At 73.9% G+C, this 23693-nt stretch carries 27 protein-coding genes; 18 read left to right on the top strand and 9 right to left on the bottom strand.

The genetic code is table 11. The features are described from left to right. The first annotated feature begins 100 nt into the window (after positions 1 to 100). The 3 genes from ACPZVR_RS13640 to ACPZVR_RS13630 all read left to right on the top strand — a co-directional run bounded on the left by ACPZVR_RS13640 (position 101) and on the right by ACPZVR_RS13630 (position 1489). Positions 101 to 526, top strand: a complete 426-nt coding sequence (locus ACPZVR_RS13640; protein ID WP_436700146.1) for a DUF5994 family protein — start codon at positions 101 to 103, stop codon at positions 524 to 526. Positions 527 to 689: 163 nt separating this feature from the next. Further along, the gene (locus tag ACPZVR_RS13635; protein ID WP_436700145.1) at positions 690 to 1172 is read left to right on the top strand and encodes a DUF5994 family protein; all 483 of its coding nucleotides are present in this window, start codon (positions 690 to 692) and stop codon (positions 1170 to 1172) included. Continuing rightward, positions 1169 to 1489, top strand: a complete 321-nt coding sequence (locus ACPZVR_RS13630) for a hypothetical protein (protein ID WP_436700144.1) — start codon at positions 1169 to 1171, stop codon at positions 1487 to 1489. The genes ACPZVR_RS13635 and ACPZVR_RS13630 overlap by 4 nt, the downstream gene beginning before the upstream one ends. 69 nt (positions 1490 to 1558) lie before the next feature. Here the strand turns inward: ACPZVR_RS13630 and ACPZVR_RS13625 are convergent, their stop codons facing one another. Genes ACPZVR_RS13625 through ACPZVR_RS13610 form a run of 4 tightly spaced genes read right to left on the bottom strand, consistent with a single transcriptional unit; the run spans position 1559 to position 5451 of the window. Next, entirely contained in the window at positions 1559 to 2386 is an 828-nt protein-coding gene (locus ACPZVR_RS13625) for an ABC transporter ATP-binding protein (protein ID WP_436700143.1), read from the bottom strand. Beyond that, positions 2383 to 3438 (bottom strand): FecCD family ABC transporter permease, encoded by a 1056-nt coding sequence (locus tag ACPZVR_RS13620; protein WP_436700142.1) that lies wholly within the window; start codon positions 3436 to 3438, stop codon positions 2383 to 2385. The genes ACPZVR_RS13625 and ACPZVR_RS13620 overlap by 4 nt, the downstream gene beginning before the upstream one ends. Then, positions 3435 to 4499, bottom strand: coding sequence for a FecCD family ABC transporter permease (locus ACPZVR_RS13615; protein WP_436700141.1), 1065 nt, complete (start codon positions 4497 to 4499; stop codon positions 3435 to 3437). The genes ACPZVR_RS13620 and ACPZVR_RS13615 overlap by 4 nt, the downstream gene beginning before the upstream one ends. Before the next feature lie 10 nt (positions 4500 to 4509). Then, positions 4510 to 5451, bottom strand: coding sequence for an ABC transporter substrate-binding protein (locus tag ACPZVR_RS13610; RefSeq protein WP_436700140.1), 942 nt, complete (start codon positions 5449 to 5451; stop codon positions 4510 to 4512). 195 nt (positions 5452 to 5646) lie between these two features. On the opposite strand from ACPZVR_RS13610, the gene ACPZVR_RS13605 reads away from it, so the two are divergent. From ACPZVR_RS13605 to ACPZVR_RS13580, 6 genes are all read left to right on the top strand, one after another. Continuing rightward, positions 5647 to 6381 carry a helix-turn-helix domain-containing protein gene (locus tag ACPZVR_RS13605; protein WP_436700139.1) on the top strand — a complete coding sequence of 245 codons (735 nt, stop codon included), beginning with the start codon at positions 5647 to 5649 and terminating at the stop codon, positions 6379 to 6381. 72 nt (positions 6382 to 6453) lie between these two features. After that, positions 6454 to 7257, top strand: coding sequence for a siderophore-interacting protein (locus ACPZVR_RS13600; protein WP_436700138.1), 804 nt, complete (start codon positions 6454 to 6456; stop codon positions 7255 to 7257). 62 nt (positions 7258 to 7319) lie between these two features. After that, complete coding sequence (locus ACPZVR_RS13595; RefSeq protein ID WP_436700137.1) at positions 7320 to 7523, top strand: (2Fe-2S)-binding protein; 204 nt, start codon at positions 7320 to 7322, stop codon at positions 7521 to 7523. A gap of 127 nt (positions 7524 to 7650) precedes the next feature. Further along, the gene (gene bfr / locus ACPZVR_RS13590; protein WP_436700136.1) at positions 7651 to 8139 is read left to right on the top strand and encodes a bacterioferritin; all 489 of its coding nucleotides are present in this window, start codon (positions 7651 to 7653) and stop codon (positions 8137 to 8139) included. A gap of 179 nt (positions 8140 to 8318) precedes the next feature. Next, on the top strand, positions 8319 to 8960 hold the full coding sequence (locus ACPZVR_RS13585; protein WP_436700135.1) for a VOC family protein: 642 nt from the start codon (positions 8319 to 8321) through the stop codon (positions 8958 to 8960). After that, positions 8960 to 9541 (top strand): AAA family ATPase, encoded by a 582-nt coding sequence (locus ACPZVR_RS13580; RefSeq protein ID WP_436700134.1) that lies wholly within the window; start codon positions 8960 to 8962, stop codon positions 9539 to 9541. Before ACPZVR_RS13585 ends, ACPZVR_RS13580 begins: the two co-directional genes overlap by 1 nt. On the opposite strand, the gene ACPZVR_RS13575 is transcribed toward ACPZVR_RS13580, so the two are convergent. Both ACPZVR_RS13575 and ACPZVR_RS13570 read right to left on the bottom strand, forming a co-directional pair. Next, positions 9486 to 9701, bottom strand: coding sequence for a hypothetical protein (locus ACPZVR_RS13575; protein WP_436700133.1), 216 nt, complete (start codon positions 9699 to 9701; stop codon positions 9486 to 9488). The genes ACPZVR_RS13580 and ACPZVR_RS13575 overlap by 56 nt on opposite strands. 90 nt (positions 9702 to 9791) lie before the next feature. After that, positions 9792 to 10406: a LysE/ArgO family amino acid transporter gene (locus ACPZVR_RS13570; RefSeq protein ID WP_436700132.1), complete on the bottom strand. Its 615-nt coding sequence runs from the start codon at positions 10404 to 10406 to the stop codon at positions 9792 to 9794. A 78-nt stretch (positions 10407 to 10484) separates the two neighbouring features. On the opposite strand from ACPZVR_RS13570, the gene ACPZVR_RS13565 reads away from it, so the two are divergent. Then, positions 10485 to 11354 carry a LysR family transcriptional regulator ArgP gene (locus ACPZVR_RS13565; protein WP_436700131.1) on the top strand — a complete coding sequence of 290 codons (870 nt, stop codon included), beginning with the start codon at positions 10485 to 10487 and terminating at the stop codon, positions 11352 to 11354. Positions 11355 to 11358: 4 nt separating this feature from the next. On the opposite strand, the gene ACPZVR_RS13560 is transcribed toward ACPZVR_RS13565, so the two are convergent. After that, entirely contained in the window at positions 11359 to 11814 is a 456-nt protein-coding gene (locus ACPZVR_RS13560; protein ID WP_436700130.1) for an SRPBCC family protein, read from the bottom strand. A 97-nt stretch (positions 11815 to 11911) separates the two neighbouring features. On the opposite strand from ACPZVR_RS13560, the gene ACPZVR_RS13555 reads away from it, so the two are divergent. The 6 genes from ACPZVR_RS13555 (at position 11912) to ACPZVR_RS13530 (ending at position 19893) form a co-directional block, all read left to right on the top strand. Then, positions 11912 to 12502 carry a TetR/AcrR family transcriptional regulator gene (locus ACPZVR_RS13555; RefSeq protein WP_436700129.1) on the top strand — a complete coding sequence of 197 codons (591 nt, stop codon included), beginning with the start codon at positions 11912 to 11914 and terminating at the stop codon, positions 12500 to 12502. Between the two features lie 33 nt (positions 12503 to 12535). Next, positions 12536 to 13945, top strand: a complete 1410-nt coding sequence (locus tag ACPZVR_RS13550; RefSeq protein ID WP_436700128.1) for a xanthine dehydrogenase small subunit — start codon at positions 12536 to 12538, stop codon at positions 13943 to 13945. Then, positions 13942 to 16188 carry a xanthine dehydrogenase molybdopterin binding subunit gene (locus tag ACPZVR_RS13545; protein WP_436700127.1) on the top strand — a complete coding sequence of 749 codons (2247 nt, stop codon included), beginning with the start codon at positions 13942 to 13944 and terminating at the stop codon, positions 16186 to 16188. Before ACPZVR_RS13550 ends, ACPZVR_RS13545 begins: the two co-directional genes overlap by 4 nt. Positions 16189 to 16201: 13 nt before the next feature. Then, positions 16202 to 17005 carry a xanthine dehydrogenase accessory protein XdhC gene (gene xdhC, locus ACPZVR_RS13540; RefSeq protein ID WP_436700293.1) on the top strand — a complete coding sequence of 268 codons (804 nt, stop codon included), beginning with the start codon at positions 16202 to 16204 and terminating at the stop codon, positions 17003 to 17005. A 90-nt stretch (positions 17006 to 17095) separates the two neighbouring features. Continuing rightward, positions 17096 to 17755, top strand: coding sequence for a hypothetical protein (locus ACPZVR_RS13535; RefSeq protein ID WP_436700126.1), 660 nt, complete (start codon positions 17096 to 17098; stop codon positions 17753 to 17755). Next, positions 17755 to 19893 carry a transglutaminase domain-containing protein gene (locus ACPZVR_RS13530; protein WP_436700125.1) on the top strand — a complete coding sequence of 713 codons (2139 nt, stop codon included), beginning with the start codon at positions 17755 to 17757 and terminating at the stop codon, positions 19891 to 19893. The genes ACPZVR_RS13535 and ACPZVR_RS13530 overlap by 1 nt, the downstream gene beginning before the upstream one ends. 8 nt (positions 19894 to 19901) lie before the next feature. On the opposite strand, the gene ACPZVR_RS13525 is transcribed toward ACPZVR_RS13530, so the two are convergent. After that, a complete protein-coding gene (locus ACPZVR_RS13525; RefSeq protein ID WP_436700124.1) occupies positions 19902 to 20369 on the bottom strand; it encodes a nucleoside deaminase in 468 nt (155 codons plus the stop codon). Positions 20370 to 20377: 8 nt separating this feature from the next. Next, the gene (locus ACPZVR_RS13520; RefSeq protein ID WP_436700123.1) at positions 20378 to 21316 is read right to left on the bottom strand and encodes a LysR family transcriptional regulator; all 939 of its coding nucleotides are present in this window, start codon (positions 21314 to 21316) and stop codon (positions 20378 to 20380) included. An 89-nt stretch (positions 21317 to 21405) separates the two neighbouring features. On the opposite strand from ACPZVR_RS13520, the gene tdh reads away from it, so the two are divergent. Continuing rightward, the gene (tdh, locus tag ACPZVR_RS13515) at positions 21406 to 22449 is read left to right on the top strand and encodes an L-threonine 3-dehydrogenase (protein WP_436700122.1); all 1044 of its coding nucleotides are present in this window, start codon (positions 21406 to 21408) and stop codon (positions 22447 to 22449) included. Next, on the top strand, positions 22449 to 23630 hold the full coding sequence (locus ACPZVR_RS13510) for a glycine C-acetyltransferase (protein ID WP_436700121.1): 1182 nt from the start codon (positions 22449 to 22451) through the stop codon (positions 23628 to 23630). Before tdh ends, ACPZVR_RS13510 begins: the two co-directional genes overlap by 1 nt. The last annotated feature ends 63 nt before the right edge of the window (positions 23631 to 23693 follow it).

The raw sequence follows: 23693 nt of genomic DNA, 5'->3' as shown, positions 1-23693 counted from the left end.
CCGCGCAGATCGTGAACAGCCCGGCAGTCCGACGTAATGTGGAGTGCGAGGCTCCGGCCGCACGTCCGGTGCGGCGGTGGGCGCGACGAGAGGCGGCGCCATGGGTGCGCCCACGTTCCACTACCCCCACAGGTACCCCGATGCGCTGGGACCGCTGCGCCTGCGGTTGACCGAGGTACGGCATCCCGCCCTCGTCGACGGTCTCTGGCTGCCCTATAGCCGCGACCTGATCCGCGAGGGAGCGCATCTGGTCGACGAGTTCCCGGCACGCCGGGGTCGTGTCGACCGGATTGCCTACGCCCCGGGTGACTGGGAGGCCGCCGCGTCGGAGATCTTCACCCGGCACGGTCGGGTCAAGGCAGGTGCTCTTCCCGAGGCACGGGGGCGCGGAGTCGTCCTGATCCGTCTGCACACCTCCGAGGTCCTGCGGATCCGGATCGTCTGGCCGGCCCGGGGTGCCGCCGAGGTGGTCGTACGGGACGTCTCGGCGGCGAGCCCGGCAGGGCCCCCTGGGACCGCGCGGTAGCCTGGAGGGTGACTGGTCGCCCTGAGGCCTCCATCCGGACACCCGGACCGGTCGAGAGGTGGTCGTCATGACGACGCCAGGCACTCCCGTCCCTTCTCTCCCGCTGACCGAGGACTCGGCCACGAGCCGGCCCGGCTCCGCACGACAGCCCCTTCGACTTCGGATGAACCACACGCAGGGAGCCGACTGTCTCGACGGAGGCTGGTGGCCGCAGAGCCGTGATCTCGCCGTGGAACTGGCCGATCTGGTCGACCACTTCCCGCCCGGCTACGGGCAGGTCGTGCGGGCGCTCTTCTCCCCACCTGACTGGGATCCGGCTCCCCGGCGAGTGCTGGTCGCCGGAGGCTTCGTCAAGGTCGGATCGTTCCCGCGCGACGACACGCACCTCATCGAGTTGAAGACCTCGGAGCGCACGGTGCTTCACGTTCTCGTCGTACCCCCGGGGTTCAGCGACGACCAGGGGGACGAGGCGCTTCTTGCCGCTGCGACGTCCGGGAACGCCCATTCCGCCGGCGATCTGCTGGCTGCGGTCTCCGAGCATCCCGACATCGACCCGGCCGACCACTGGGAGGACGACGGAGGAGCCTGGTGGGGCGAGGGGCGGGCGGCCCCGTCCTTCAGGGCGTCGGCCGGTGACGAACGGTGAGGTTCCTCGTCGAATCCGGGGCGGCAGGTCGCCCCGCCTGGTGGCTCATCGACGGCGAGGGGCTCGTCATCGCCTGGTCCGGTACGACCTTCGCCAGCCTGGCTGTCGCCGACCACGCGGCACACCGGTTCCGGGTGGAGCCGGAAGGCCGGGAGTACCGCGTGCAGGAGCGCGGCGTGGACTCGTGGCGCTGGAGCGCCTGGGATGCGGCGGGAGAACGAGTGGCTGTGTCGGCGGACTGGTTCGCCACCAAGGCCGCGGCCGTCGATGCCGCTCGGCGGATGGGAGACCGGGCGGGCGCCGCCATCGGGCCGTGATGTCCTCGGAGCCTGGCCGCGCCGCGACGAGCCTCGTCTGTGGCAGCCCCCTGTGGTGGGGGCTCCGGCTCAGACCGCCGCCGGCGCGACCCCGCCGCCCAGGGGCACGACGAGGGGGCCGCCGGTCACCGGGTCCGCGATCAGGACGTTGGGCAGACCGAACACCTCCTCGACCAGAGCGGAGGTGATCACCTCCGCGGGCGGGCCCTCGGCGACGATCGCGCCGTCCTTCATGGCGATCAGGTGAGTGGCGTAGCGCGCGGCGTGGTTGAGGTCGTGGAGCACCGCGACCAGGGTGCGCCCGGCGCGGTTGAGACGGGCGAAGAGCTCGAGAAGCTCGATCTGGTGGGCGATGTCGAGATACGTCGTTGGCTCGTCCAGCAGCACGACGGGCGTCTCCTGGGCGAGCACCATCGCGACCCACACCCGCTGCCGCTGCCCGCCCGACAGCTCGGCGACCGGCCGGGCGGACAGCTCGGTCGTCTGGGTGGCGGCGAGCGCGTCGGCGACGGCCGCCTCGTCCTCGACCGACCACGGCTGCAGCAGTCGCTGGTGGGGGAACCGGCCGCGGGCGACGAGCTCGGCGACGGTGATGCCGTCGGGGGCCAGCGAGGTCTGGGGGAGCAGGCCGAGCCGGCGCGCCACCTCCTTCGGCCGGTACGACGCGATGTCCCGGCCGTCGAGCACGACCTGCCCCGTGCGGGGGGAGAGCAGGTGGGCGAGGCCGCGCAGCAGCGTCGACTTGCCGGAGGCGTTCGGGCCGATGATGACGGTGAACGACCCGTCCGGCACGGCGACGCTCAGGTCGGTGCTGATCACCCGCCGGTCGTAGGCGAGCTCGACACCGCGCGCCTCCAGCGGGTGCCCCCGTCGCGCACCGTCGGTCCGGTCCGTCATCTCCACCTCCGCAGCTCGCGAACGATCATCCACACCAGGAAGGCCCCGCCGAGCACGACCGTCACCACGCCGGCCGGCAGGGTCACCGGCAGCAGGTGCTGGGCCACGAAGTCCGACACCAGCAGCAGCCAGCCGCCGAGGAGCGCCGTCAGCGTCAGGGGCAGGTACGGCGTCCCGGCCGCGCGCCGCGCGATCTGGGGTGCGGCGAGGGCGATGAACGCCACCGGGCCGACGACCGCGGTCGCCACGCAGACCAACGCCACGCCGAGCAGGACGGCCGCTGCCTGTACCCGTCCCGGCCGCAGGCCGAGGGCCGCCGCGGCGTCGTCGCCGAGGTCGAGCTGGCGCAGGCCCGGCGCGAGGACCGCGCAGGCGGCGAGGAGGAGCGCGACGCAGACGCCCGCGCCGAGCACCTGGCTCCCGGTGACGCCGTTGAGGGTCCCGGCACCCCAGGCAGAGGCGAACATCGCGGTCTCGACCTCGATCTGGAGCAGCATCCAGGTGTTCGCCGAGGCCAGCATCGCCGAGATGGCGATGCCGACGACGATGAACCGGAAGCCCTGGATCCCGTCGCGGTAGGCGAGCAGGTAGATGAGCGCCGCGGCCGCGGCGCCGCCGAGGACCGAGCCCACCGTGACCTGTGCCCACGACGTGCCCACGAGCAGCACCGTCAGCAGCATGCCGGTGAACGCGCCGCTGGACAGCCCGATGATGTCGGGGCTCGCGAGCGGGTTGCGGGTGAGCGTCTGGAACAGCGCGCCGGACACCGCGAGCGCCGCGCCGAGGACGACGGCCGCGACCACCCGCGGCAGCCGCCAGTCGAGGACGACGGTCGGGGCGAGCCCGTCGCCGGCGCCGCGGAAGACGTCGACCACCTCGCGCGCGCTGAGGGAGAAGTCCCCGGTCATCAGGGCCAGCACCGAGGTCGCGGCGAGAGCGGCCGCCAGCGCCGCGCCCACGAGGACGCCGCGGACCCGGACGACGGCGTGTGCGCGACCGGTCCCCAGGCGCAGGCGCCGGTGGCCGAACGCCACGCGCGGCGTCGTGCTCACAGCGCCGACGCCTTCCGGCGGCGGACCAGGACGACGAGCATCGGGGCGCCGACGAACGCGGTGACGACGCCGACGGGCATCTCACCGGGCATCACGAGCAGCCGTCCCGCGACGTCCGCGACGAGGAGCAGCGTGGGCGCGAGCAGCACCGTCCCGACCAGGATGGTCCGCTGGTCGGGCCCCAGCGTCCACCGCACGACGTGCGGGACCATCAGTCCGACGAAGGAGATCGGGCCGGCGACCGCGGTCGCCGATCCCGCGAGCAGGGTCACCGCGCCGATCACCAGCAGTCGGGTGCGATGCACGTCGACGCCGTGGCTGCGGGCGAGATCCTCGCCCAGCGCCACCGAGTTGAGCCCGCCGGCGACCACGACGGCGAGCACCAGGCCCAGGGCGACGAGCGGCAGCACCGGCACGAGCACGTCGAGACCGCGACCGAGCACGGTGCCGGCGTTCCAGCTGCGCATCTTCTCGAAGGCCGTGGGGTCGCTCAGGCTGAGCCCGGTCGTGATCCCCGAGAGCACCGCGCCCAGCGCGACGCCGGCGAGGGTGAGGCGGACCGGGTCCGCCGCCCCGCGCCCGGTCGAGCCGATCACGTAGACCGCGGCCGTCACGGCGAGGGCGCCGGCGAAGGCGAGCCAGACGTAGCCGGTGATCGACTGGATGCCGAGGAGGCTCACGCCGAGCGCGACGCAGAACGCGGCCCCGGCGTTGACGCCGAGGATGCCCGGGTCGGCCAGCGGGTTGCGGGTGAAGGCCTGCATCAGCGCGCCGGCGACGCCGAGGGCGATGCCGACCACGAGGGCGACGATCGTGCGCGGCACGCGCAGCTCGCGGACGACATAGCGGGTCTCGGCCGTGCCGCCGTCCCCGAGCGCGGCCAGGACCTCGCCCGGGCTCAGCGGGTTGGAGCCGACGGCCAGTGACAGCACGACCGCGACCCCGAGGGCCGCCGCCAGGCCCAGCAGCCAGCCCGGGCGCGGGCCGGGCGCGGAGCGTGGTCGGACGGCGGCCTCGGGGTCCGGTCGGTGGTCCCGGTCGAGGGGGAGGTCCAGCGTCATCGAGGGTCGGTCAGCGCCCCTCGGCCAGGATCGACTCGATGTCGTCGAGGACGGCCTGGCCGCCGAGCGGTCCCACCCCGGCGATCCAGTAGGAGAAGTCGACCAGGTGGGGATCGGGGAAGGCGTCGGCGTTGTCCTTGACCGGCGCGGGCAGCGTGTCCGGGTCGGAGGGGTCGGTGCTCGTGACGAAGACGTGGTCCCCCTTCGCCTCGAGGATCCGCTCCGGCGAGACGTCGACCGAGATCGAGCCCGCCCAGTCCCGCTCGGGGATCGTGAACCCGACGCACTCCAGGGTGCTGCCGGCGAAGGACGTCGGGCCGTAGATGCTCAGCACCGCCTCGTCGCGCGGCCGGACCAGCTGGGCCGTGGTGCCCGCGAGCTGGAACTCCTCGGCGATCGACGCGCACCGCTCGTCGTAGGCGTTGAGCAGGGCAGCGGCCTCGTCGGGCTTGTTCAGGGCCTCGCCGACGAGCTTCACGTTGTCCTGCCAGGGGTCCTCCTGGGTGGCCATGAAGACGGTCGGCGCGATGTCGCTGAGCTGGTCGTAGAGGTCGGAGTGGCGCGACTCGGTGCCGATGATCAGGTCGGGCTCCTGCGCGGCGATCTTCTCCAGCGACGGCTCGGTCACCGTGCCGACGGCCTCGATCGCCGCCGCGTCCTCGCCGAGGTACGACGGCACACCGGTCTCCTCGCTGGCGACCGCGGTGCCGACGGGAGTGACGCCGAGCGCGACGGCGGTGTCGAGCTGCACCGGCTCGAGCACGACGACGCGCCGCGGGTCCTCGGGGACCGCGGTCGTCCCGCGCGCGTGGGTCACGTCGTGCGCGGGGCCGGCGTCGTCCGCGCCGTCGTCCTCCGACGAGCACGCGGCGAGGGAGAGGGCGGCGACGGCGGCGGCCGCGACGAGGGCGAGTCGCTGCGCGGGGCGGGCGGCGATCGGGGCGCGGGACATGCGGATCCTTCGGGTTCGAGAGCCGGTGCGATGGCCGCACGGCGTGGCGGGAAGCCGCGCGGGAGCGTCACCGCAACGGCCGCACCCACGCTAGAGGTAAGGCTTGCCTCAGTACCACGGGGTAAAGTGACACATCATGTCCCGATCCCGACACCGTCCGGCGCTCGTGTGAGCCCGCGCACAGCGCCTGTGGCCGTGCTCACCAAGCACCTGGTCGAGGAGGCCCCGAGGTCGATCGGGTGGCACACGCACCGCAGGCACGAGCTGCTCTGGGGGTTCGCCGGAGTCCGCACCGTCGAGACCGACGGCATCGCCTGGACGCTGCCGCCGACCGCGGGCCTGTGGGTGCCGGCCGGGGTCCGCCACGCGGGCTTCGCGGGGGCCGCCGCGCGACACCACTACACGCTCTTCGACGCCACCCGCTTCCCCGACCGCTGGGGGCGGCCCGTGCTGGTCGCGATGCCGCCGGCGGTCCGCGAGCTCCTGCTCCATCTCCGCGACGCCACGCTCAGCGCGGGGGAGCGGGACGACGCGGAGCGGGCGGTGATGAGCCTGCTCAAGCCCATCGAGGGTGCCGGGATCGCGCTGCCGACGCCGACGGACCCGCGGGCGCGGGCGGTCTCGGCGGCGCTGGTGGAGGACCCGGCGGACCGGCGTACGACCGAGCAGTGGGCCCACGAGGTCGGCGTCTCCGGGCGCACCCTCGACCGGCTCTTCGCCAGCCAGACCGGGATGAGCTTCACCCGGTGGCGGGTCCAGGCCCGGGTCCGGGCGGCGGTGGTGCTGATGGCCGACGGGCAGACCGCGACGGCGGTGGCGCACCGCGTCGGCTACCAGACGCCCAGCGCCTTCGTCCGGGCGTTCCGGCAGGCCACGGGCACGACGCCGCGCGCCTACGTGGCGGCGCTGCGCGACCGGTCGCCGACCTGATCCACCCCCGCTGTAGGTTAGGTCTGCCTAAGCCGGGCGCGGGTCCCGGCCGACACGAGCGAGGAGCCTGCGGTGTACGGAGAGGTCGTTGCGACGGAGCGCCTGACGCCCCAGCTGGTGCGGGTCGTCCTCGGCGGTCCCGGGCTGGAGGAGTTCGTGCTCGGCGAGGACGCCGACCAGTACGTCAACTGCTTCTTCCTCCCCGAGGCGGCGCCGTACCCGGTGCCCTTCGACGACGAGGCCGTGCGCGAGCTGCCGCGCGAGCAGCGGCCCTACCCGCGCCGGATCACGGTCCGCGCCTGGGATGCGGAGCGCCGCGAGCTCACCCTCGACATCGCCGCCCACGGCGACGTCGGGTACGCCGGGCGATGGGCCGGCCGGGCACAGGTCGGCGACCGGCTCCAGTTCCGGGGGCCTGCCGGCGGCTACCGGCCGCACGAGGACGCCGACGCCTATCTGCTCGTCGGCGACGAGAGCGCCCTGCCTGCCATTGCCACCTGTGCGGAGGCGGTGCCCGCCGGGCGCCCGGTGGTCGCGGTCGTCGAGGTCGAGGACGCCGCGGGCGAGGTCGAGCTGACCTCGCCCGGCGCCCTGGAGGTCCACTGGGTGCACCGCGCGGGCCGGCACGACGGTCTGGACGACCTGCTCGCCGAGGCCGTGGCCGCGCTGCCGCGTCCGACGGGCGTGGTGAGTGCGTTCGTGCACGGCGAGGCGGCCGAGACCCGGGCGGTGCGGCGGGTGCTGCTGCGCGAGGGAATCGTCGCGCAGGAGCGGCTGTCCTGCTCGCCGTACTGGCGCCGGGGGATGGACGACGAGGCGTGGCGCGCGGTCAAGGCGGCGTGGGTGCGCGAGGTCGCGGCCGAGCCCCTCGACTGAGGCCGGGTGCCGCCGGTGAGACCGGGTTCCCGTCTTGACTTAGGTTCGGCTAACCTACGTCCATGATCGTCTGCCAGTGCCGCGTCGTCACCGACCGTGACGTCGACGCCGCGCTGGCCGAGGGGGCGCGGTCGGTCGGGTCCGTGTGCCGGTCCACGGGCGCGGCGCAGGACTGCGGCTCCTGCATCTTCTCGGTGAAGGCGCTGGTGCAGCAGCACCACGAGCGCGAGTGCGCGCACCTGCGGGCGGACGGCGCCGCGAGCTGACCGGCGGGCCGCGTCGGCCGTGCGGTCCGTGCGGTCCGTGCGGTCCGGGGACCGCCAACTGAGTCTGTCCTCACCCCGGGTGGGATGTGCCAGCATCGGCCGCAGGATCCCCAGCCGGAGGTGCGTCATGCAGCCAGTCGATCCCCGCGTCGTGGAGCTCCTCAACGAGGCGCTCACGTTCGAGCTCACGGTCACCAACACCTACTTCCTGCACGCCCGGATGCTCGACAACTGGGGCCTGCCGAAGCTCGGGAAGGTGTTCTACGACCTCTCGATCGACGAGATGCGCGACGCTGACGACCTGATCAACCGGATCCTGATGTTCGACGGGCACCCCAACGTCCAGCGGCTCCACGCCATCCAGGTGGGGGAGACCGCCGAGGAGATGCTCGACCTCGCCCTGGCCAGCGAGCGCGCCGCGGTGGCGCAGTTCAACGCCGCGGCGGAGGAGTGCCACCGGCTTGGCGACCACGGGACCGCCGCGGTCTTCGAGGAGATGGTCCGCGACGAGGAGAAGCACGCGGACTGGTTCGAGAGCCAGATCGACGCCATGGGCCGCGTCGGCGTCCAGCAGTACCTCGCCCAGCACGTCGCGGCCGGCGAGGGTCCCGCCTAGCAGCCACATCGAGGGCGGGGCGACGAGCATCGACATCCTGGGCCCGCTGACCCGGACCCACCGCCGGATCAAGAACTGCTGCTCGACCGCACCGCCGCCTGATCGCCGTCAGGGGTGAGGGCACGCACGGTCTCAGGATGCCGCACGAGGGGCGGCTCCGGCGTCGCTAGGGTCGGAGCGTGGCCGTGACCCTCGACGAGATCCTCGTCGCCGACCCTCCCCACGCCTGGCGCGACGCCGGGTTCACCGTCGACGACGACGGCAGCTGCCGGGTCGGGACCGTCCGGATCCGCCTGGTGGGCCGGGAGCGTGGCACCGGCATCGTCGGCTGGTCGCTGCGCGGCCTGCCCGGCGACCCGGCCGCGACCGACGTAGACGGCGTCCCGACCACGTCGTCGACCGTGCCACCGCCCGCACCCGCGACCCACCCCAACACGGTCACGCACGTCGACCACGTCGTGCTGCTCTCGCCGGACCTCGCCCGGACGCGGGCGGCGCTGGAGGGCATCGGGCTCGACGTACGGCGCGAGCGCGACGGTGTGCTCGGCGGGAATCCCGTGCGGCAGCTGTTCCTGCGTCTCGGCGAGGTGATCCTCGAGGTCGTCGGCTCACCCGACGAGACCGGGGAGGAGCCGTCGACGCTGTGGGGCCTCACCCACACGGTGGCCGACATCGACGCCGCCGCGGCGGCGCTCGGCGAGCACACGTCGCCGGTGAGGGACGCGGTGCAGCCGGGCCGGCGGATCACCACCGTGCGCCACCGCGACCTCGGCATGTCGGTGCGCACCGCGCTCATCTCGCCCCACGTGCGGCGAGCTTGATGCGCAGGGTCTCGGTCGTCGGGAGCTCGGGCACCGGCAAGAGCACCCTGGCGCGCCGGCTCGCCGCGGCGCTGGACGTCGAGTACGTCGAGCTCGACAGCCTGTTCTGGGGTCCGGACTGGTCGCCGGCCACCGCGGACGAGCTGCGGGACCGGACCCGGGCCGCCATCGCCGGGGAGGCCTGGGTGGTCGACGGCAACTACCAGAGCAAGCTCGGGACCCTGGTCTGGGAGCGTGCGGACACCGTCGTCTGGCTGGATCCGCCCCGCTGGCGGGCGATGTGGCAGTCGATCAGCCGCACCGCCCGGCGTGCTGCCACCCGGCAGGAGCTGTGGTCGGGCAACCGCGAGACCTGGCGCGGGCTGATGTTCTGGCGCGGCGCCGACTCCGTCGTGTGGTGGGCCTGGACGACGTACGCCGGCACCCGGGAGCGGTACGCCGCCGCGATGGGGGCCGCCTCCGCATCGGGTCCGGCCTGGCACCGCCTGCGCACCCGCCGCGAGGTCGCGCGCTTCCTCGACGCCGTCAGGGACGGCGCTGGAGGACCACCCAGCCGAGCGCCACGCCGAACCCGGCGATGATCGGGCCGATGATCGAGAAGGTCTCGGACGTGGTGTCGCCGATGACGCCCCACGAGAGCAGCGTCCAGTAGCCGCCGATCAGCAGCAGCAGGATCGCCGGAGGCAGGCCGAACAGCAGCTTCTGCCAGCGCGGTCGCGCGCCGTAGCGATCCTGGTCCACGCCTCGCAGGCTACTCGGCGGTGCCACCGGCGCCAGGACCGGGGCGAGGGTCGGCCAGGGGATCCGGGCGGGTGCCGAGCCCGGACGAGGTCAGCCCCTCGCGAGCCGCACCGCGACCAGGACCATGGTCGCCGCGATGCACAGCTCGAGCACCTGCCAGGCGCGCGGACGCGCGAGGAGCGGGGCGAGCAGGCGGGCGCCGAACCCGAGCCCGCAGAACCACAGCACGCTCGCCACCGCCGCACCGGCGCCGAACCACCAGCGGCCGGCGGGCTCCCCACCGTCGTGGACGGTGGCGACGGACCCGATGAGGAGCAGGGTGTCGAGGTAGACGTGCGGGTTGAGCCAGGTCAGCAGGACGGTGCGGGTGACGACGCCGCGTCGGGCCTCGGTCGTCCCGCCCGCGGCGGCCGCGAGGGACTCCGGGCGCGTGGCGCGCCGCAGGGAGCCCGCGGCGTACCAGAGCAGGAAGGCGACGCCCAGCCAGCGCACCACGACCAGTGTCCAGCCGGCCCGGTCGACGAGGGCGCCGACCCCGGCGATGCCGGCCGCGATCAGGACCGCGTCGGATGCGGCGCAGACGAGCACCACGACGCCGACGTGCGAGCGGAGGAGACCCTGGCGCAGGACGTAGGCGTTCTGGGCGCCGATCGCGACGATCAGGGACGCCGTCGTCACGAGGCCGGCGAGGGTGGGGGCGAGCACCCTGCGAACCTAGGTCCGCGCCCGTGTGAAGGACAGCGAATGTTCCTGTATGAACCTAAGCCACGCTTAATATGAGGGATGCGCTTCGACCCGGCCCAGCTGGAGACCCTCGTGGCGATCACCGAGGAAGGCACCTTCGAGGCGGCCGCCCGACGCCTCCACGTGACGGCCAGCGCGGTGAGCCAGCGGGTCCGGGCGCTGGAGCAGGCGGCCGGCCAGGTGCTGGTGCGGCGTACGACGCCCGCGACCGTCACGCCGGCCGGGGAGCCGCTGGTGCGCCTGGGCCGCCAGCTGCGGCTGCTCGGCGACGAGGCGGCCGCGCGTCTGGGCGGCGACGAGGTCCTCGACCTGGCCGTCGCGGTCAACGCCGACTCGCTGGCGACGTGGTTCCGCCCGGTCCTGGCCGCGGTGGCGCGGCGGCCGGGGACCGCCCTGCGGCTGCACGTCGAGGACCAGGCCTACTCCGACGACCTCCTGCGACGCGGCGAGGTCCTGGCCGCTGTCACCGGGGAGCCGCGGCCGGTGCAGGGCTGCGCGGTCGAGCGACTCGGCGGCCTCCGCTACACGGCCTCCGCCGCGCCCTGGCTGGTCGAGCGGCACCGGCGCGGCCGGGGCGTCGACTGGGCGGCGATGCCGCTCGTGGTCTACAACGAGAAGGACCACCTGCAAGACGACCTGCTCGCCGCGCACGGAGCGGGGCGCCCGCCCGTCGTGCACCGGGTGCCCAGCACCGCCGACTTCCACGAGGCGATCCGGGCCGGTCTCGGCTGGGGGATGCTCCTCGATCCGCAGCTCGCCATGAGCATGGCGGCCGGGGAGGTGGTCCGGCTGCCGGGCGCCCGGCCGGTCGTCGTCCCGCTCTTCTGGCAGCGCTGGCGCCTCGACAGCCCGGCGCTGGGCGCGCTGAGCGAGGATGTGCGCCGCGCGGCGCGCGCGGGGCTGCGCTGAGCCGTCAGGCCTCCGCGGTGGCCTTGATCCCTGTCAGCGTCTGCCGCATGCCGTCGCGCAGCGCGGCGGTGAAGACGTCCATGCCGCCGAGGAAGCCCTCGGTGAGCTCGCGGGAGAGGTCGGAGATGCCGTCGGGCGTCGAGCGGCGCTGCGTGAGCAGGGTGCCGTCGCCCTCGGCGCGGAGGTGGAAGGACCACACGGCCCAGTTCTCCTCGATCCGGAAGGCGATCTCCTCCTCGGGCAGGAAGCGGACGATCCGGGCGTGCGTGGTCCACTCCAGCTCGCCGTGCCGGTTGCGGTTGGTGAACGCCGCGCCGTCGCCGAGCTCGGCGCCCTCGGCGAGGCGGGTCGAGGTGACCTGGGGGCTCCACTCGGCCATCCGCCGCACGTCGCTGACGAGCGCCCACACCTGCGCGGGCGGCGCGTCGATCCCGATCGAGTCCTCGAGCTGCTGGTCCATGGATCCTCCCGCCATGTCTGCGACCGGTCGGTCGCATTTCCGGTCACGGTAGTCCTGCGCGGCCTTTACGTCCAGTCGGTCGTATAAACTGCGGGACATGGCGGAGCAGGCGGCACGGCCGGACGGGCGCCGGGTGCGGGGGGACGCGACCCGCCGGCGCGCGGCCCGGCACGCCGCGGATCTCGCCACCACCCGCGGCCTCGACTCGATCTCGATCGGCGGGCTGGCGAGCGCCACCGGTCTCAGCAAGAGCGGCATCCTGACCGTCTTCGGCACGCGCGAGGCCCTCCAGGTGGCCGCGGTCGCCGAGGCCCGCCGGGTGTACGCCGCCACGGTGATCGAGCCCGCCTGGGGTGCCGAGCCCGGACGCGCGCGGCTGCGGGCGTTGCTCGACTCCTGGGTCGCCTACCAGCGGGCGGGCGTCTTCCCGGGCGGCTGCTTCGTCGCGGCGACCTCCGTCGAGTTCGGCCACCGGGACGGCCCGGTGGCCGACGCCGTGCGCCGTCTCAAGCGGGAGTGGCTCGACCTCCTGGAGGCCGAGCTGGCCGTCGCGGGCTCCGCCGACCCTGCCGACGACGCCTTCCGGATCGACGCCTATCTCGGTGCCGCCGACGCCCGACGCCGGCTGTTCGACGACGACGCGGTGCTCGACCGGGCGCGGACCCTCGCCCTCGCCGTGATCGGCTGAGCGGGCGGCCCGAACTCCTCTAGTCTGGTCGTGATGAGCACGGAGCCGGCCGTCGGGCCGGGCGCCGCCGTCACGGTCAACGGAGCCGCCCGGGCGCTCGTCGGCGCCCGGCCGCCGCTCACCGCGCTCGACTGGCTGCGCGGCGTCGGGCTCACCGGGGCCAAGGAGGGCTGCGCCGAGGGGGAGTGCGGCGCCTGCGCGGTCCTCGTCGCCCGTCCGGGCACCGACGCCGCGACCGAGTGGACCGCGATCAACAGCTGCCTGGTGCCGGCCGCCGCGCTCGCCGGGCAGGAGGTCGTCACCGCGGAGGGCCTCGGCACGCCGTCGGCGCTGCACCCGGTCCAGCGCGAGCTGGCCGTGCGCGGTGGCTCGCAGTGCGGCTACTGCACGCCCGGCTTCGTGTGCAGCATGGCGGCCGAGTACTACCGCCCCGGCCGCACGGCCTTCGACCACCACGCCCTGTCCGGCAACCTGTGCCGCTGCACCGGGTACCGCCCCATCGTCGAGGCCGCGGACGCGCTCGGCGCGCCGGGCGCCGACGACCCCCTCGCGTCCCGTACGACGGCGCCCCCGCCCGCCGTCCCGCCCCACGCGGAGCCCGGCTGGGTGCGGCCGGCCGGCCTCGACGACGCGCTCGCTCTCCTCGCCCGGCCGGGCGCGGTCGCCGTCGCCGGGTCGACCGATCTCGGCGTCGAGGCCAACCTGCGCGGATCCCGGCCGACGCTGCTCGTCGCCGTCGACCGCCTCGACGAGCTGCGCGGGCTGTCCGTCGGCGCCGACGTCGTCGAGATCGGCGCGGCGCTCACGCTGAGCGAGGTCGAGCGTCGGCTCGCGGGGCGGATCCCCTTGCTGGATGCGGTCTTCCCGCAGTTCGCGTCGCGGCTGATCCGCAATGGCGCGACATTCGGCGGCAACCTCGGCACCGGCTCGCCGATCGGCGACCTGGCGCCCGCCCTGCTCGCCCTCGATGCCGACCTCGTGCTCGTCGGCCCCGCCGGCGAGCGGACCGTCCCCCTGACGTCGTTCTTCACCGGCTACCGCCGGTCGGTCCGGCAGCCCGGCGAGCTGATCGCCCGCGTCCGGGTGCCCCTGCCGCAGGCCGCCACGACGTCGTTCCAGAAGATCGCGAAGCGCCGCTTCGACGACATCTCCTCGGTGGCGATCGCCTTCGCCGTCGACGTCGACCCGGACGCGCGCGTCGTGCGGCGGGCCGCCATCGGCCTCGGGGGAGTGGCGGCGACCCCGATCCGCGCGACCGCGGCCGAGCAGGCCCTCGTGGGCGCGGCCTGGACGCCCAAGGGCGTCGCGCCCGCCGCTGCCGTGCTCGCCCGAGCGGGCACCCCGCTCGACGACCACCGCGCGAGCGCGGCCTACCGCCGGGCGATGCTCGGCCAGGCCCTCCCGCGCCTGCTCGCCGAGGAGCCGGGAGCGGGGACGTCATGAGCGTCGGGGAGGCCCGCCCGCACGAGGCGGCGGCGCTGCACGTCACCGGCCACGCGCTCTACACCGACGACCTCGCCCTGCGCGCCCCGCGGCTCCTGCACGCCCACCCGGTCACCGCACCGCTCGCTCATGCCCGCGTGACCCGGCTCGATCCCGCGCCGGCGTACGAGGTCCCCGGCGTGGTTCGGGTGCTGACGGCGGCCGACGTCCCGGGCGCCAACGACTCCGGCACCAAGCACGACGAGCCGCTGTTCCCCGACGAGGTGATGTTCCACGGCCAGGCGGTGGCGTGGGTGCTGGGCGAGACCCTGGAGGCCGCGCGGCTCGGCGCCGCGGCCGTCGACGTCAGGTACGACGCTCTGCCGTCGCTCGTCACGATCGCCGACGCGATCGCCGCCGACTCCTTCCAGGGCGCGCGCCCGACGATGACCCGCGGCGACCTCGACGCGGGATTCGCCGCCAGCACGCGGGTGTTCGAGGGCGTCACCGAGTTCGCCGGCCAGGAGCACTTCTACCTCGAGACGCACGCCTCCCTCGCGCAGGTCGACGACGACGGCCAGGTCGTCGTGTCGTCCAGCACCCAGCACCCGACCGAGACCCAGGAGATCGTCGCCCACGTACTCGGCCTGGCCGGCCACCAGGTGACCGTGCAGTGCCTGCGGATGGGCGGCGGATTCGGCGGCAAGGAGATGCAGCCCCACGGCTTCGCCGCGGTGGCGGCCCTCGGAGCCACGCTCACCGGCCGTCCGGTGCGGGTCCGGCTCACCCGGCAGCACGACCTCACGATGACGGGCAAGCGCCACGGGTTCCACGCGACGTGGCGGGTCGGCTTCGACGACGACGGCCGACTCCAGGCCCTCGACGCGACGCTCACCTCCGACGGCGGCTGGAGCCTCGACCTCTCCGAGCCGGTGCTCTCGCGCGCCCTGTGCCACATCGACAACGCCTACTGGATCCCGAACCTGCGGGTCGCCGGCCGGATCGCCCGCACCCACACCACCTCCCAGACCGCGTTCCGGGGCTTCGGCGGCCCCCAGGGGATGCTGGTCATCGAGGACGTCCTCGGCCGCTGCGCCCCCGCGCTCGAGCTGGCCCCGGAGGAGCTGCGCCGGCGGAACTTCTACGTCGACGGTCAGACGACGCCCTACGGCCAGCCGGTGCGGCACGCCGAGCGCCTCGACCGCGCCTGGCAGCAGGTGCTCGACACCAGCGAGTTCGCGGTGCGGCGCAAGGAGATCGAGCGGCACAACGCCGCCGACCCCCATCGCAAGCGGGGCCTGGCGATCACCCCGGTGAAGTTCGGGATCTCCTTCAACTTCACGTCCTTCAACCAGGCCGGCGCGCTCGTGCACGTCTACAAGGACGGCTCGGTCCTCATCAACCACGGCGGCACCGAGATGGGCCAGGGCCTGCACACCAAGATGCTGCAGGTCGCCGCCACCGCGCTCGGCCTGCCGATCGAGCGGGTCCGGCTCGCCCCGACCCGCACCGACAAGGTGCCCAACACCTCCGCCACCGCGGCCAGCTCCGGCGCCGACCTCAACGGCGCCGCGGTCAAGGACGCGTGCGACCAGATCCTCGCGCGGCTCGTTCCCGTGCGCGAGCGCTGTGGACCGGCCGCGTCGTGGGAGGACGTCGTGCGCACGGCGTACCTCGACCGGATCCAGCTCTGGGCCGCCGGCTTCTACCGCACCGCGGGCCTCTCGTGGGACGCGACCACGATGACCGGCACGCCGTTCAAGTACTTCGCCTACGGCGTCGCCGCCGCCGAGGTCGAGGTCGACGGCTTCACCGGCGCGTACGAGGTCCGCCGCGTCGACATCGTCCACGACGTCGGCGACAGCCTCTCGCCGCTCGTCGACCGCGGCCAGGTCGAGGGGGGCTTCCTCCAGGGCGTCGGCTGGCTCACCCTCGAGGACCTGCGCTGGGACAGCTCGGACGGGCCCGGCCGGGGGCGGCTCGCGACGCAGTCCGCGTCGACGTACAAGCTGCCGAGCCTCTCCGAGCTCCCTGCCGACCTGCGGGTCGCGCTGTTGGAGCGGGCCACCGAGGACGGCGTGGTCTACGGCTCCAAGGCGGTCGGCGAGCCGCCGCTGATGCTGGCGTTCTCGGTGCGGGAGGCGCTGCGCGACGCCGTCGCCGCTTTCGGGGTCTCGACAGGCTCGGCCGGCACACCGGTCGTGCTGGCCTCGCCCGCGACCCCGGAGGCGGTCTGGTGGGCCATCGAGAGCGTGCGGAGGTGAGCACCAGGTGAGCATGGACTGGCTGCGCGCGCTCCAGCTCCTCCGCACGACGCGGACGCCGGGTGTGCTCGTCACGGTGGTCGAGGTGCACGGCCACGCGCCCCGTGCGGCCGGCGCCAAGCTCGTCGTCGCCCCGACGCGGACCTGGGGCTCGATCGGCGGCGGCAACCTCGAGGAGACCGCCGTCCGTCGGGCGCGGGCCCTCCTCGACGACCCGGACGCGACCGCCGTCACCGAGCGCCACGACCTCTCCGACCGGGCGCCCGCTGAGCACGGCGTGCAGTGCTGCGGCGGGCGGGTGACCCTCCTCTACGAGCCGGTGCCGGTGCGGCGCTCGGTCGCGATCTTCGGCATGGGGCATGTCGGCTTCGAGCTGGCCCTGCTGCTCAGCCGCCACGATCTCGAGCTCCACCTCGTCGACTCCCGGGCCGACCAGCTCGCCGACGCTCGGCTCGCGCCGCTGATGACCGGCCCGGCCGACGTCCGGGCGCACCGGGTGCCGGTCCTGCCCGAGCTCGTGGTCGCCGACCTGCCCGTCGGCACCGACGTCCTCGTCCTGACCCACGACCATGCCGAGGACCTGGCCCTGCTCGACGCGCTGCTCCGATCCGACGCGCCGGCGTCGATCGGGCTGATCGGCTCCAGCGCCAAGTGGGCGCGCTTCCGCACCCGGCTCGCCGAGCTCGGCCACGACCAGGATGCGATCGCGCGGGTCCGTACGCCGATCGGGGCGCCCGGCATCGCCGGCAAGGAGCCCGCCGCGATCGCGCTGGCGGTGGCCGTCGCGCTCGTGCGCCGCTCGTCACACCAGGTGTGAACCCGGCGGTTCGTGGTAAGGGTTCACGGGCCAGCTGGTCTGGCTCCACCGCCTGTGAGTGCGCCCCGGCGCAGATGAGGACCCGCCCCGATGAACCAACCCCCTCCCGGTACGCCCCCGTTCGGCCAGGGCGGCCACCCGCCGCCCCCGCCCGGACAGCCTCCGTACCAGCAGAGCTGGACGCCGCCGGCGGGTCCCCCGCCGAGGGGATCGGGGACGGGGCGCACGCTCGTCTGGCTGGCGGCCGGCCTGGTGCTGGTCCTCATCGTGATCGGCGTCGTCGCCCTCGTGGTCCGTGGTGGCGACTCCGCGGACTCGGACGACAAGGCGGGCGGCGGCGACCGGCAGACGTCGTGCGAGACCTACGCCGAGGTGGTGTGGAGCAGCGAGATCTGGGCGGCGACCGACTTCGACCCGGAGAAGCTGCAGGAGATGTACGACGCGGCGCTCGCCGACATCCGCGACGACGAGATCGAGGAGCTGGTCTCCGCGGAGGCCTCCGTCGTGGTGTCGTACTACCGGGCGGTCGGTGAGTGGAAGCAGTCCATGATGGACGCCCTGGGGCGAGGGGAGAGGCCGGAGACGACGCTGCCCGCCGAGCTCACGGCGCAGCAGGGCGAGATCCCCCGCGCTCAGGGCGCCGTCATCGAGGCCTGTGCGGACGTGCTGCCCCAGCGCGACGACGACGCGCCCGTCCCGCGGGTCACCGCTCCGACGCTGGAGAGCCCGAGCTGGATGGACGAGGACTGATGGCGGGGCAGCACCCGTACCCGCCTCGCCCGCCGGCACCTCCCCGGCGACGTGGCTTCCCCTGGCTGGCGGTGCTCGGCGCCGCGGGCCTGGTGCTGATCCTGGTGGTCGGGATCACCGTGGTCCTGGTGGGGCGCGACGGCGACGACGACGCGCCGCCGGACCGCCGGAGCAGGGCCGATGAGCTGCGCGAACGCCTCCTGGAGGACGCGCGCGCGGAGCTCCCGACCACCGCGGCCGTCGAGAACGAGGTCCCGGGCTACGACCACACCACGGTCGTGACCGGTGTCGGCACCGAGGCCGAGCTCACCCTCCCGGCCAGCTACGACGCCGACGTCGCCGACCCCTGGCAGGGCGCCGCCGGCAAGATCGAGGTGTACGCCGACGCGGCCCTGACCCGGCCGGTGCCGGTCGAGATCCTCCCGGACGTGGCCTCGCCGAGCTCCGATCCGCACCTCGCCATCACGCCGATCAAGCTGCGCCGTACCCACATCACCCGTGAGGACGGCCAGGCGACCGGCACGCTGGCCGATCTGGGCACCTTCTGGAACCTCAACCCCACGGTGTTCGTCGTCCAGTACCTCACCCCGGACGGCGCCCAGCGTCCCCGCCCGCTGGTGACGGAGGTCCACTTCGAGGCCGAGACGCCGGCACCGACGCAGATCTCCTCCGAGATCACCGGGCAGGGCGACGCGGTGCTGCGATGGTCGCGGGTCCCCGAGGCGAGCGAGTATCTCGTGGTCCTGCAGCAGCGGCGAGGAACGCTCACCGACACGGTGCGCGTCGTCGGGAGGACGACGGAGACGACCTGGTCCACCGCCGCGACCGAGCGGTGCCTCCGCTCGTCCTGCCGGCAGAACGAGATGCTGATGCTGACCACCGTCGACGCGTCGACGATGCTCGGGCTGCCGCACCTGGTCGCCGAGAAGGTCGACGCCCGCCTCGGCGTCATCGCGGTCGTGGACCGGCAGGCGTCGGCGATGACCCCGATCGACTTCGGCGGTCTGGAGGTGCTCCCCGTCCGGTCCGACCGGAAGTGGGACGCCGGCGCGGACATCGCCGGTCGCGGCGTGGCGGCCCTGCCGAGCCGGTTCCTGTTCGTGTCCATCGACGGCTCGACCCGGGCGACCGGTGCCTTCGTCGACCGGGCCGAGGTGCGTCGCCGCGGACCCGACTGGGTGGTGCCGCTGCGCGGTCAGGGGACCCGGCTCGTGGACCCGGTCCGCATCCCCGCCGCGGCCGTCGACGACATCGATGCCGCGGTCGCGACGTTCAACGAGCGCGCCCAGCGCGACTATCCGCCCGCCGGCCTGCGCGAGACGGGCATCGTGATCCGCACCGACCTGCCGCAGCAGCCCAGCCCGGAGCTGCCGCCCCCGGACTACCCGGTCTTCGGCAGCAACGAGCTCACCCGGTTCATCGCGGGCCAGCTCATCGCCGGCTCGACGGCCATCGACATCTCCGAGTTCCTCGACCAGCCGGGAATGCCCGACTACGCCGACGCACTCCACGAGGCCGTCTACCAGAACCCCTACGCCATGGCCTACTTCGACCAGTTCTCGTTCGACGGCACTGTCATCCATGTCGAGGCGGCGTACCCGCCGGCCGAGAAGCAGGCCCGGCAGGCCAAGATCGCGGACGCCGCCGAGGCGGTCGTGGACAGCCAGATCTCGGCAGGGATGAGCGTCTCCGAGAAGGTGAGCGCCATCAACCGCTACCTGGTCGACCATGCCGACTACGACGACGCGGCGATCGCCGCGTCCGGGAAGTACCGCTCCGACATCCCGGCCGACTATCGCTACGCGTGGGAGACCGACGGCACCCTCGTGAACGCCCTGGGGGTGTGCATGAGCTACGCCTACGCCTTCCACGCGGTCGCGGAGGAGGCCGGCCTGGAGTCGGTCGTCGTCTCGGGCGAGCTGGCCGACGGCGGCGGCCACGCGTGGAACAAGGTCAAGATCGGCGACAGCTGGCGCGCGGTGGACGTGACCTGGAACGACCCTGGTGGGGCGTGGGCCGCCTCGTCGGGCACGCGGTACCTGATGATCCGCGACGGGGAGTTCACCGGCAGCGCCCTGCGCACCGAGCGGGACACCTGGATGGCCGACGCCTACCTGAGCCAGTACGCCACCCGGTGACCCGCGGGTCAGTAGGCGGTGCGGGCGGCGTTCGCCAGCCAGGCGTCGAAGGGCGCGGCGGCCTCGGCCGTCGCCACCTGCGTCACGGGCATGGTCCACTCGGTGCGGGGCCGGTCGAAGAGCTCGTAGAACGCGCGGTCGTCGAAGCCGCCCCGGGCGGCGTCGTCGCGGTCCGCGGCGTAGACGACCCGGTCGAGACGGGCCCACAGCGAGGCCGAGACGCACAGCGGGCAGGGCTCACACGACGTGTAGAGCGTGCACCCGCCCAGCTCGAAGGACGCCAGCGCGGTGCAGGCCGCGCGGATCGCGACCACCTCCGCGTGCGCGGTCGGGTCGAGGTCGCGGGTGACCCGGTTCTGGCCCTCGGCGACGGCGACCCCGTCCCGCACGATGACGGCGCCGAACGGACCACCGCCCTCGGCGACGCTGCTCGTCGCCAGCTCGACGGCGTGCACCAGCCAGGCCTGCTCGCTCATGGCGCCATTCAACCGCGTGCGGGTCGCCCCTGCGACGCGACGAGCCGATCCATGACGCGGCGCAGCGCCTGGACGACATGCTGCGCGGAGCGGCGGCGCAGGGTCTCCGGCCGCGCGAGGACGTCGATCGTGCGGCTGGTGCTGAGCCCGTGCAGGGGGCGGAGCACCACGTCGTCGTACGGATGGGCGGAGGTGTAGCGCGGCACCAGGCCGATGCCGGAGCCGGCGGCGACGAGAGCGGCGACGGCACCGTAGTCGTTGACCCGGTGGACCACGTCGGCGCTGCGCCGGGTGAGCGCGGCGACGGCGGTGAGCACGTCGTCGGGGGAGTAGCCCACCCGGCTGGTGACCCAGCGCTCGCCGACGACGTCACGCGGGCGCAGCCGGTCGCGGGCCGCCAGCGGGTGGCCGGCCGGGAGTGCCACGTCGAGCGGTTCACGGGCGAGCGTCACGACGTGCAGGTCGTCGGTCGGCCAGGGCGGGCTGTGCTCCATGCGGTGGGCGAGCACGAGGTCGTACTGCGCCGTGAGCGCCGGGAAGTCCCGCTGGGCGACGTCCTCGTCGGTCAGCCGGAGGTCGGGAGTGTCGGGCCGGTCGGCGCCGGCGCCGAGCTCGCGCAGCAGCGGGCCGAACAGTGCCTGGCCGGCGCTGTGGAAGCTGCTCAGGGTGACCGTGCCGCCCGGTGCCTCCTCGAACTGCTCGACCGCCGTACGCGCCGCCGCCATCGCGTCGATGACCCCGGCGCCGGCCCGGGCCAGCACCCGGCCGGCATCGGTCAGGGCGAGCACCCGCCCGTCGCGCCGGGTCAGCGGGGTCGCGAACTGCCGCTGCAGCGCGGCGAGGTGCTGCGACACCGCGGACGGCGACACGTGCAGCGCCTCGGCCACGGCGGTGACGCTGCCCAGGGCGCCGAGCTCGCGCAGGATGGTGAGCTGGTGGACCTCCACGCCGCCAGCCTACGGTGAAGCGATCACTTAACCGACGCTGCAGGAAGACCCCGTTGCTCTGCACGGTCCTCCGGCGCTGCAATGGAGCCATGAAGGCGCTCTTCAAGGCCGAGGCCGGTCCCGGGCTCGCGCTCGTCGACCGCCCGGACCCGGTCTGCGGACCGGCGGACGTGGTCATCCGGGTGCTGCGCACGGGCATCTGCGGCACCGACCTGCACATCCTGCGCTGGGACGAGTGGGCCGCGGGCGCGGTGCGGGCGCCGCTGACACCGGGACACGAGTTCTACGGCGAGGTGGTCGAGGTCGGACCGCTCGTCGACGACGTGGCGGTCGGCGATCGCGTCTCCGGGGAGGGCCACATCGTCTGCGGCACCTGCCGCAACTGCCGCGCGGGCCGCCGCCAGATGTGCATCCGCACCATCGGCCTCGGCGTGCAGCGCGACGGCGCGTTCGCGGAGTACCTCAGCCTCCCGGCCAGCAACGTGTGGGTGCACCATCCCGACGTCGACCCCGACCTCGGCGCGATCTTCGACCCCCTCGGCAACGCCGTCCACACCGCGCTCGCCTTCCCGCTGGTCGGCGAGGACGTGCTCGTCACGGGCTGCGGTCCGATCGGGCTGATGGCGATCGCGATCGCCCGCCACGTCGGCGCGCGGTACGTCGTCGGCACCGACGTCAGCCCCGCGCGGCTGGAGCTGGCCAGGGCGATGGGAGCCGACGCGGTGGTCGACGTGTCGGCCGGCTCAGTGGCCGACGTCCAGCAGGCGCTGCACATGCGTGAGGGCTTCGACATCGGCTTCGAGATGAGTGGCGCGCCCTCGGCGCTGCCGCAGATGATCGACAACATGAACCACGGCGGGCGGATCGCCATGCTCGGCTTGCCGAGCGCGCCGTTCGCGATCGACTGGGGCAAGGTCGTCACCCACATGCTGACCCTCAAGGGCATCTACGGTCGCGAGATGTTCGAGACCTGGAACGCGATGGGCGCGATGCTGCAGTCGAGCGGCACCCTGCGCACGGCGATCGGCTCGGTCATCTCCGACCGGCTGCCCGCCGCCGCCTGGGAGCGGGGATTCGAGATCGCGGCGTCCGCCGGGGTCGGCAAGGTCGTGCTGGACTGGACGGAGCTGTGATGTACGGGAACCTCAAGGACCACCTCGCCGCGGAGCTCGACGGCATCGAGCGGGCCGGGCTCACCAAGCGCGAGCGCGGCATCCGCGGCCCCCAGCAGGCCGAGATCGTCGCGGACGGCGCGGAGGTGCTCAACTTCTGCGCCAACAACTACCTCGGCCTCGCCGACGACCCGCGGCTGGTCGCCGCCGCGCGGGACGCGCTCGACACGTGGGGCTACGGCATGGCCAGCGTGCGCTTCATCTGCGGCACCCAGGAGCAGCACCTCGAGCTCGAGCGCCGGCTCTCCGACTTCCTCGGCACCGAGGACGCGATCCTCTACTCGTCGTGCTTCGACGCCAACGGCGGCGTGTTCGAGACGCTCTTCGGGCCCGAGGACGCCATCATCTCCGACGCCCTCAACCACGCCTCGATCATCGACGGCATCCGGCTCTCCAAGGCCCGTCGGCTGCGCTACGCCAACCGGGACCTGGCGGATCTGGAGGAGCAGCTGAAGTCCGCCGCCGACGCGCGCTTCCGGGTCGTCGTCACCGACGGCGTCTTCTCGATGGACGGCTACCTCGCGCCGCTGCGCGAGATCTGCGACCTCGCCGAGCGCTACGACGCCCTGGTGTTCGTCGACGACTCGCACGCCGTCGGCTTCATCGGCGCCGAGGGGCGCGGGACGCCGGAGCTGTGCGGTGTCGCCGACCGGGTCGACATCTACACCGGCACCTTCGGCAAGGCGCTCGGCGGCGCGTCCGGTGGGTACGTCGCCTCCCACCGCGAGATCGTCGCGCTGCTGCGCCAGCGCTCGCGGCCCTACCTCTTCTCCAACACGCTCGCCCCGTCCATCGTCGCCGGCACGCTGCGCGCGCTCGACCTGGTCGAGGGCTCCGGCGAGCTGCGCGAGCGGCTGCGGGCCAACGCCGCGCTCTTCCGCTCGCTGATGGCCGACGAGGGCTTCGACCTGCTGCCGGGCGAGCACCCGATCGTGCCGGTCATGTTCGGCGACGCCGCGCTGACCGCGCGGGTCGCCGAGGAGATGCAGCGGCACGGCGTCTACGTCACCGCGTTCAGCTTCCCGGTGGTGCCGCGCGGCGAGGCCCGGATCCGGGTCCAGCTCTCCGCGGCGCACACCGAGGACCAGATCCGCCGCTGCGTCGCCGCCTTCGTCGCGGGACGAGAGGCGGCCCAGGCCTGACGCTGGGACCAGGAGTGCCGCCTGTCGAGTGGATAGACAGGAAGATCTCCTGTCTAATGGGGT

This window comes from Nocardioides segetis (assembly GCF_051390595.1).
Classification (GTDB): domain Bacteria; phylum Actinomycetota; class Actinomycetes; order Propionibacteriales; family Nocardioidaceae; genus Nocardioides.
The sequence above is the reverse complement of the archived record's forward strand: the minus strand, read 5'-3'. Positions and strand labels throughout refer to the sequence as shown.

What these genes read in the sequence shown, in the direction of transcription:
- ACPZVR_RS13640 (WP_436700146.1), top strand. Translation starts at nt 101, where the DNA reads ATGGGTGCGCCCACGTTCCACTACCCCCACAGGTACCCCGATGCGCTG.
- ACPZVR_RS13635 (WP_436700145.1), top strand. Translation starts at nt 690, where the DNA reads ATGAACCACACGCAGGGAGCCGACTGTCTCGACGGAGGCTGGTGGCCG.
- ACPZVR_RS13625 (WP_436700143.1), bottom strand. Translation starts at nt 2,386, where the DNA reads ATGACGGACCGGACCGACGGTGCGCGACGGGGGCACCCGCTGGAGGCG.
- ACPZVR_RS13615 (WP_436700141.1), bottom strand. Translation starts at nt 4,499, where the DNA reads ATGACGCTGGACCTCCCCCTCGACCGGGACCACCGACCGGACCCCGAG.
- ACPZVR_RS13610 (WP_436700140.1), bottom strand. Translation starts at nt 5,451, where the DNA reads ATGTCCCGCGCCCCGATCGCCGCCCGCCCCGCGCAGCGACTCGCCCTC.
- ACPZVR_RS13595 (WP_436700137.1), top strand. Translation starts at nt 7,320, where the DNA reads ATGATCGTCTGCCAGTGCCGCGTCGTCACCGACCGTGACGTCGACGCC.
- bfr (WP_436700136.1), top strand. Translation starts at nt 7,651, where the DNA reads ATGCAGCCAGTCGATCCCCGCGTCGTGGAGCTCCTCAACGAGGCGCTC.
- ACPZVR_RS13580 (WP_436700134.1), top strand. Translation starts at nt 8,960, where the DNA reads ATGCGCAGGGTCTCGGTCGTCGGGAGCTCGGGCACCGGCAAGAGCACC.
- ACPZVR_RS13565 (WP_436700131.1), top strand. Translation starts at nt 10,485, where the DNA reads ATGCGCTTCGACCCGGCCCAGCTGGAGACCCTCGTGGCGATCACCGAG.
- ACPZVR_RS13560 (WP_436700130.1), bottom strand. Translation starts at nt 11,814, where the DNA reads ATGGACCAGCAGCTCGAGGACTCGATCGGGATCGACGCGCCGCCCGCG.
- ACPZVR_RS13555 (WP_436700129.1), top strand. Translation starts at nt 11,912, where the DNA reads ATGGCGGAGCAGGCGGCACGGCCGGACGGGCGCCGGGTGCGGGGGGAC.
- ACPZVR_RS13550 (WP_436700128.1), top strand. Translation starts at nt 12,536, where the DNA reads ATGAGCACGGAGCCGGCCGTCGGGCCGGGCGCCGCCGTCACGGTCAAC.
- ACPZVR_RS13545 (WP_436700127.1), top strand. Translation starts at nt 13,942, where the DNA reads ATGAGCGTCGGGGAGGCCCGCCCGCACGAGGCGGCGGCGCTGCACGTC.
- xdhC (WP_436700293.1), top strand. Translation starts at nt 16,202, where the DNA reads ATGGACTGGCTGCGCGCGCTCCAGCTCCTCCGCACGACGCGGACGCCG.
- ACPZVR_RS13535 (WP_436700126.1), top strand. Translation starts at nt 17,096, where the DNA reads ATGAACCAACCCCCTCCCGGTACGCCCCCGTTCGGCCAGGGCGGCCAC.
- ACPZVR_RS13530 (WP_436700125.1), top strand. Translation starts at nt 17,755, where the DNA reads ATGGCGGGGCAGCACCCGTACCCGCCTCGCCCGCCGGCACCTCCCCGG.
- ACPZVR_RS13525 (WP_436700124.1), bottom strand. Translation starts at nt 20,369, where the DNA reads ATGAGCGAGCAGGCCTGGCTGGTGCACGCCGTCGAGCTGGCGACGAGC.
- tdh (WP_436700122.1), top strand. Translation starts at nt 21,406, where the DNA reads ATGAAGGCGCTCTTCAAGGCCGAGGCCGGTCCCGGGCTCGCGCTCGTC.
- ACPZVR_RS13510 (WP_436700121.1), top strand. Translation starts at nt 22,449, where the DNA reads ATGTACGGGAACCTCAAGGACCACCTCGCCGCGGAGCTCGACGGCATC.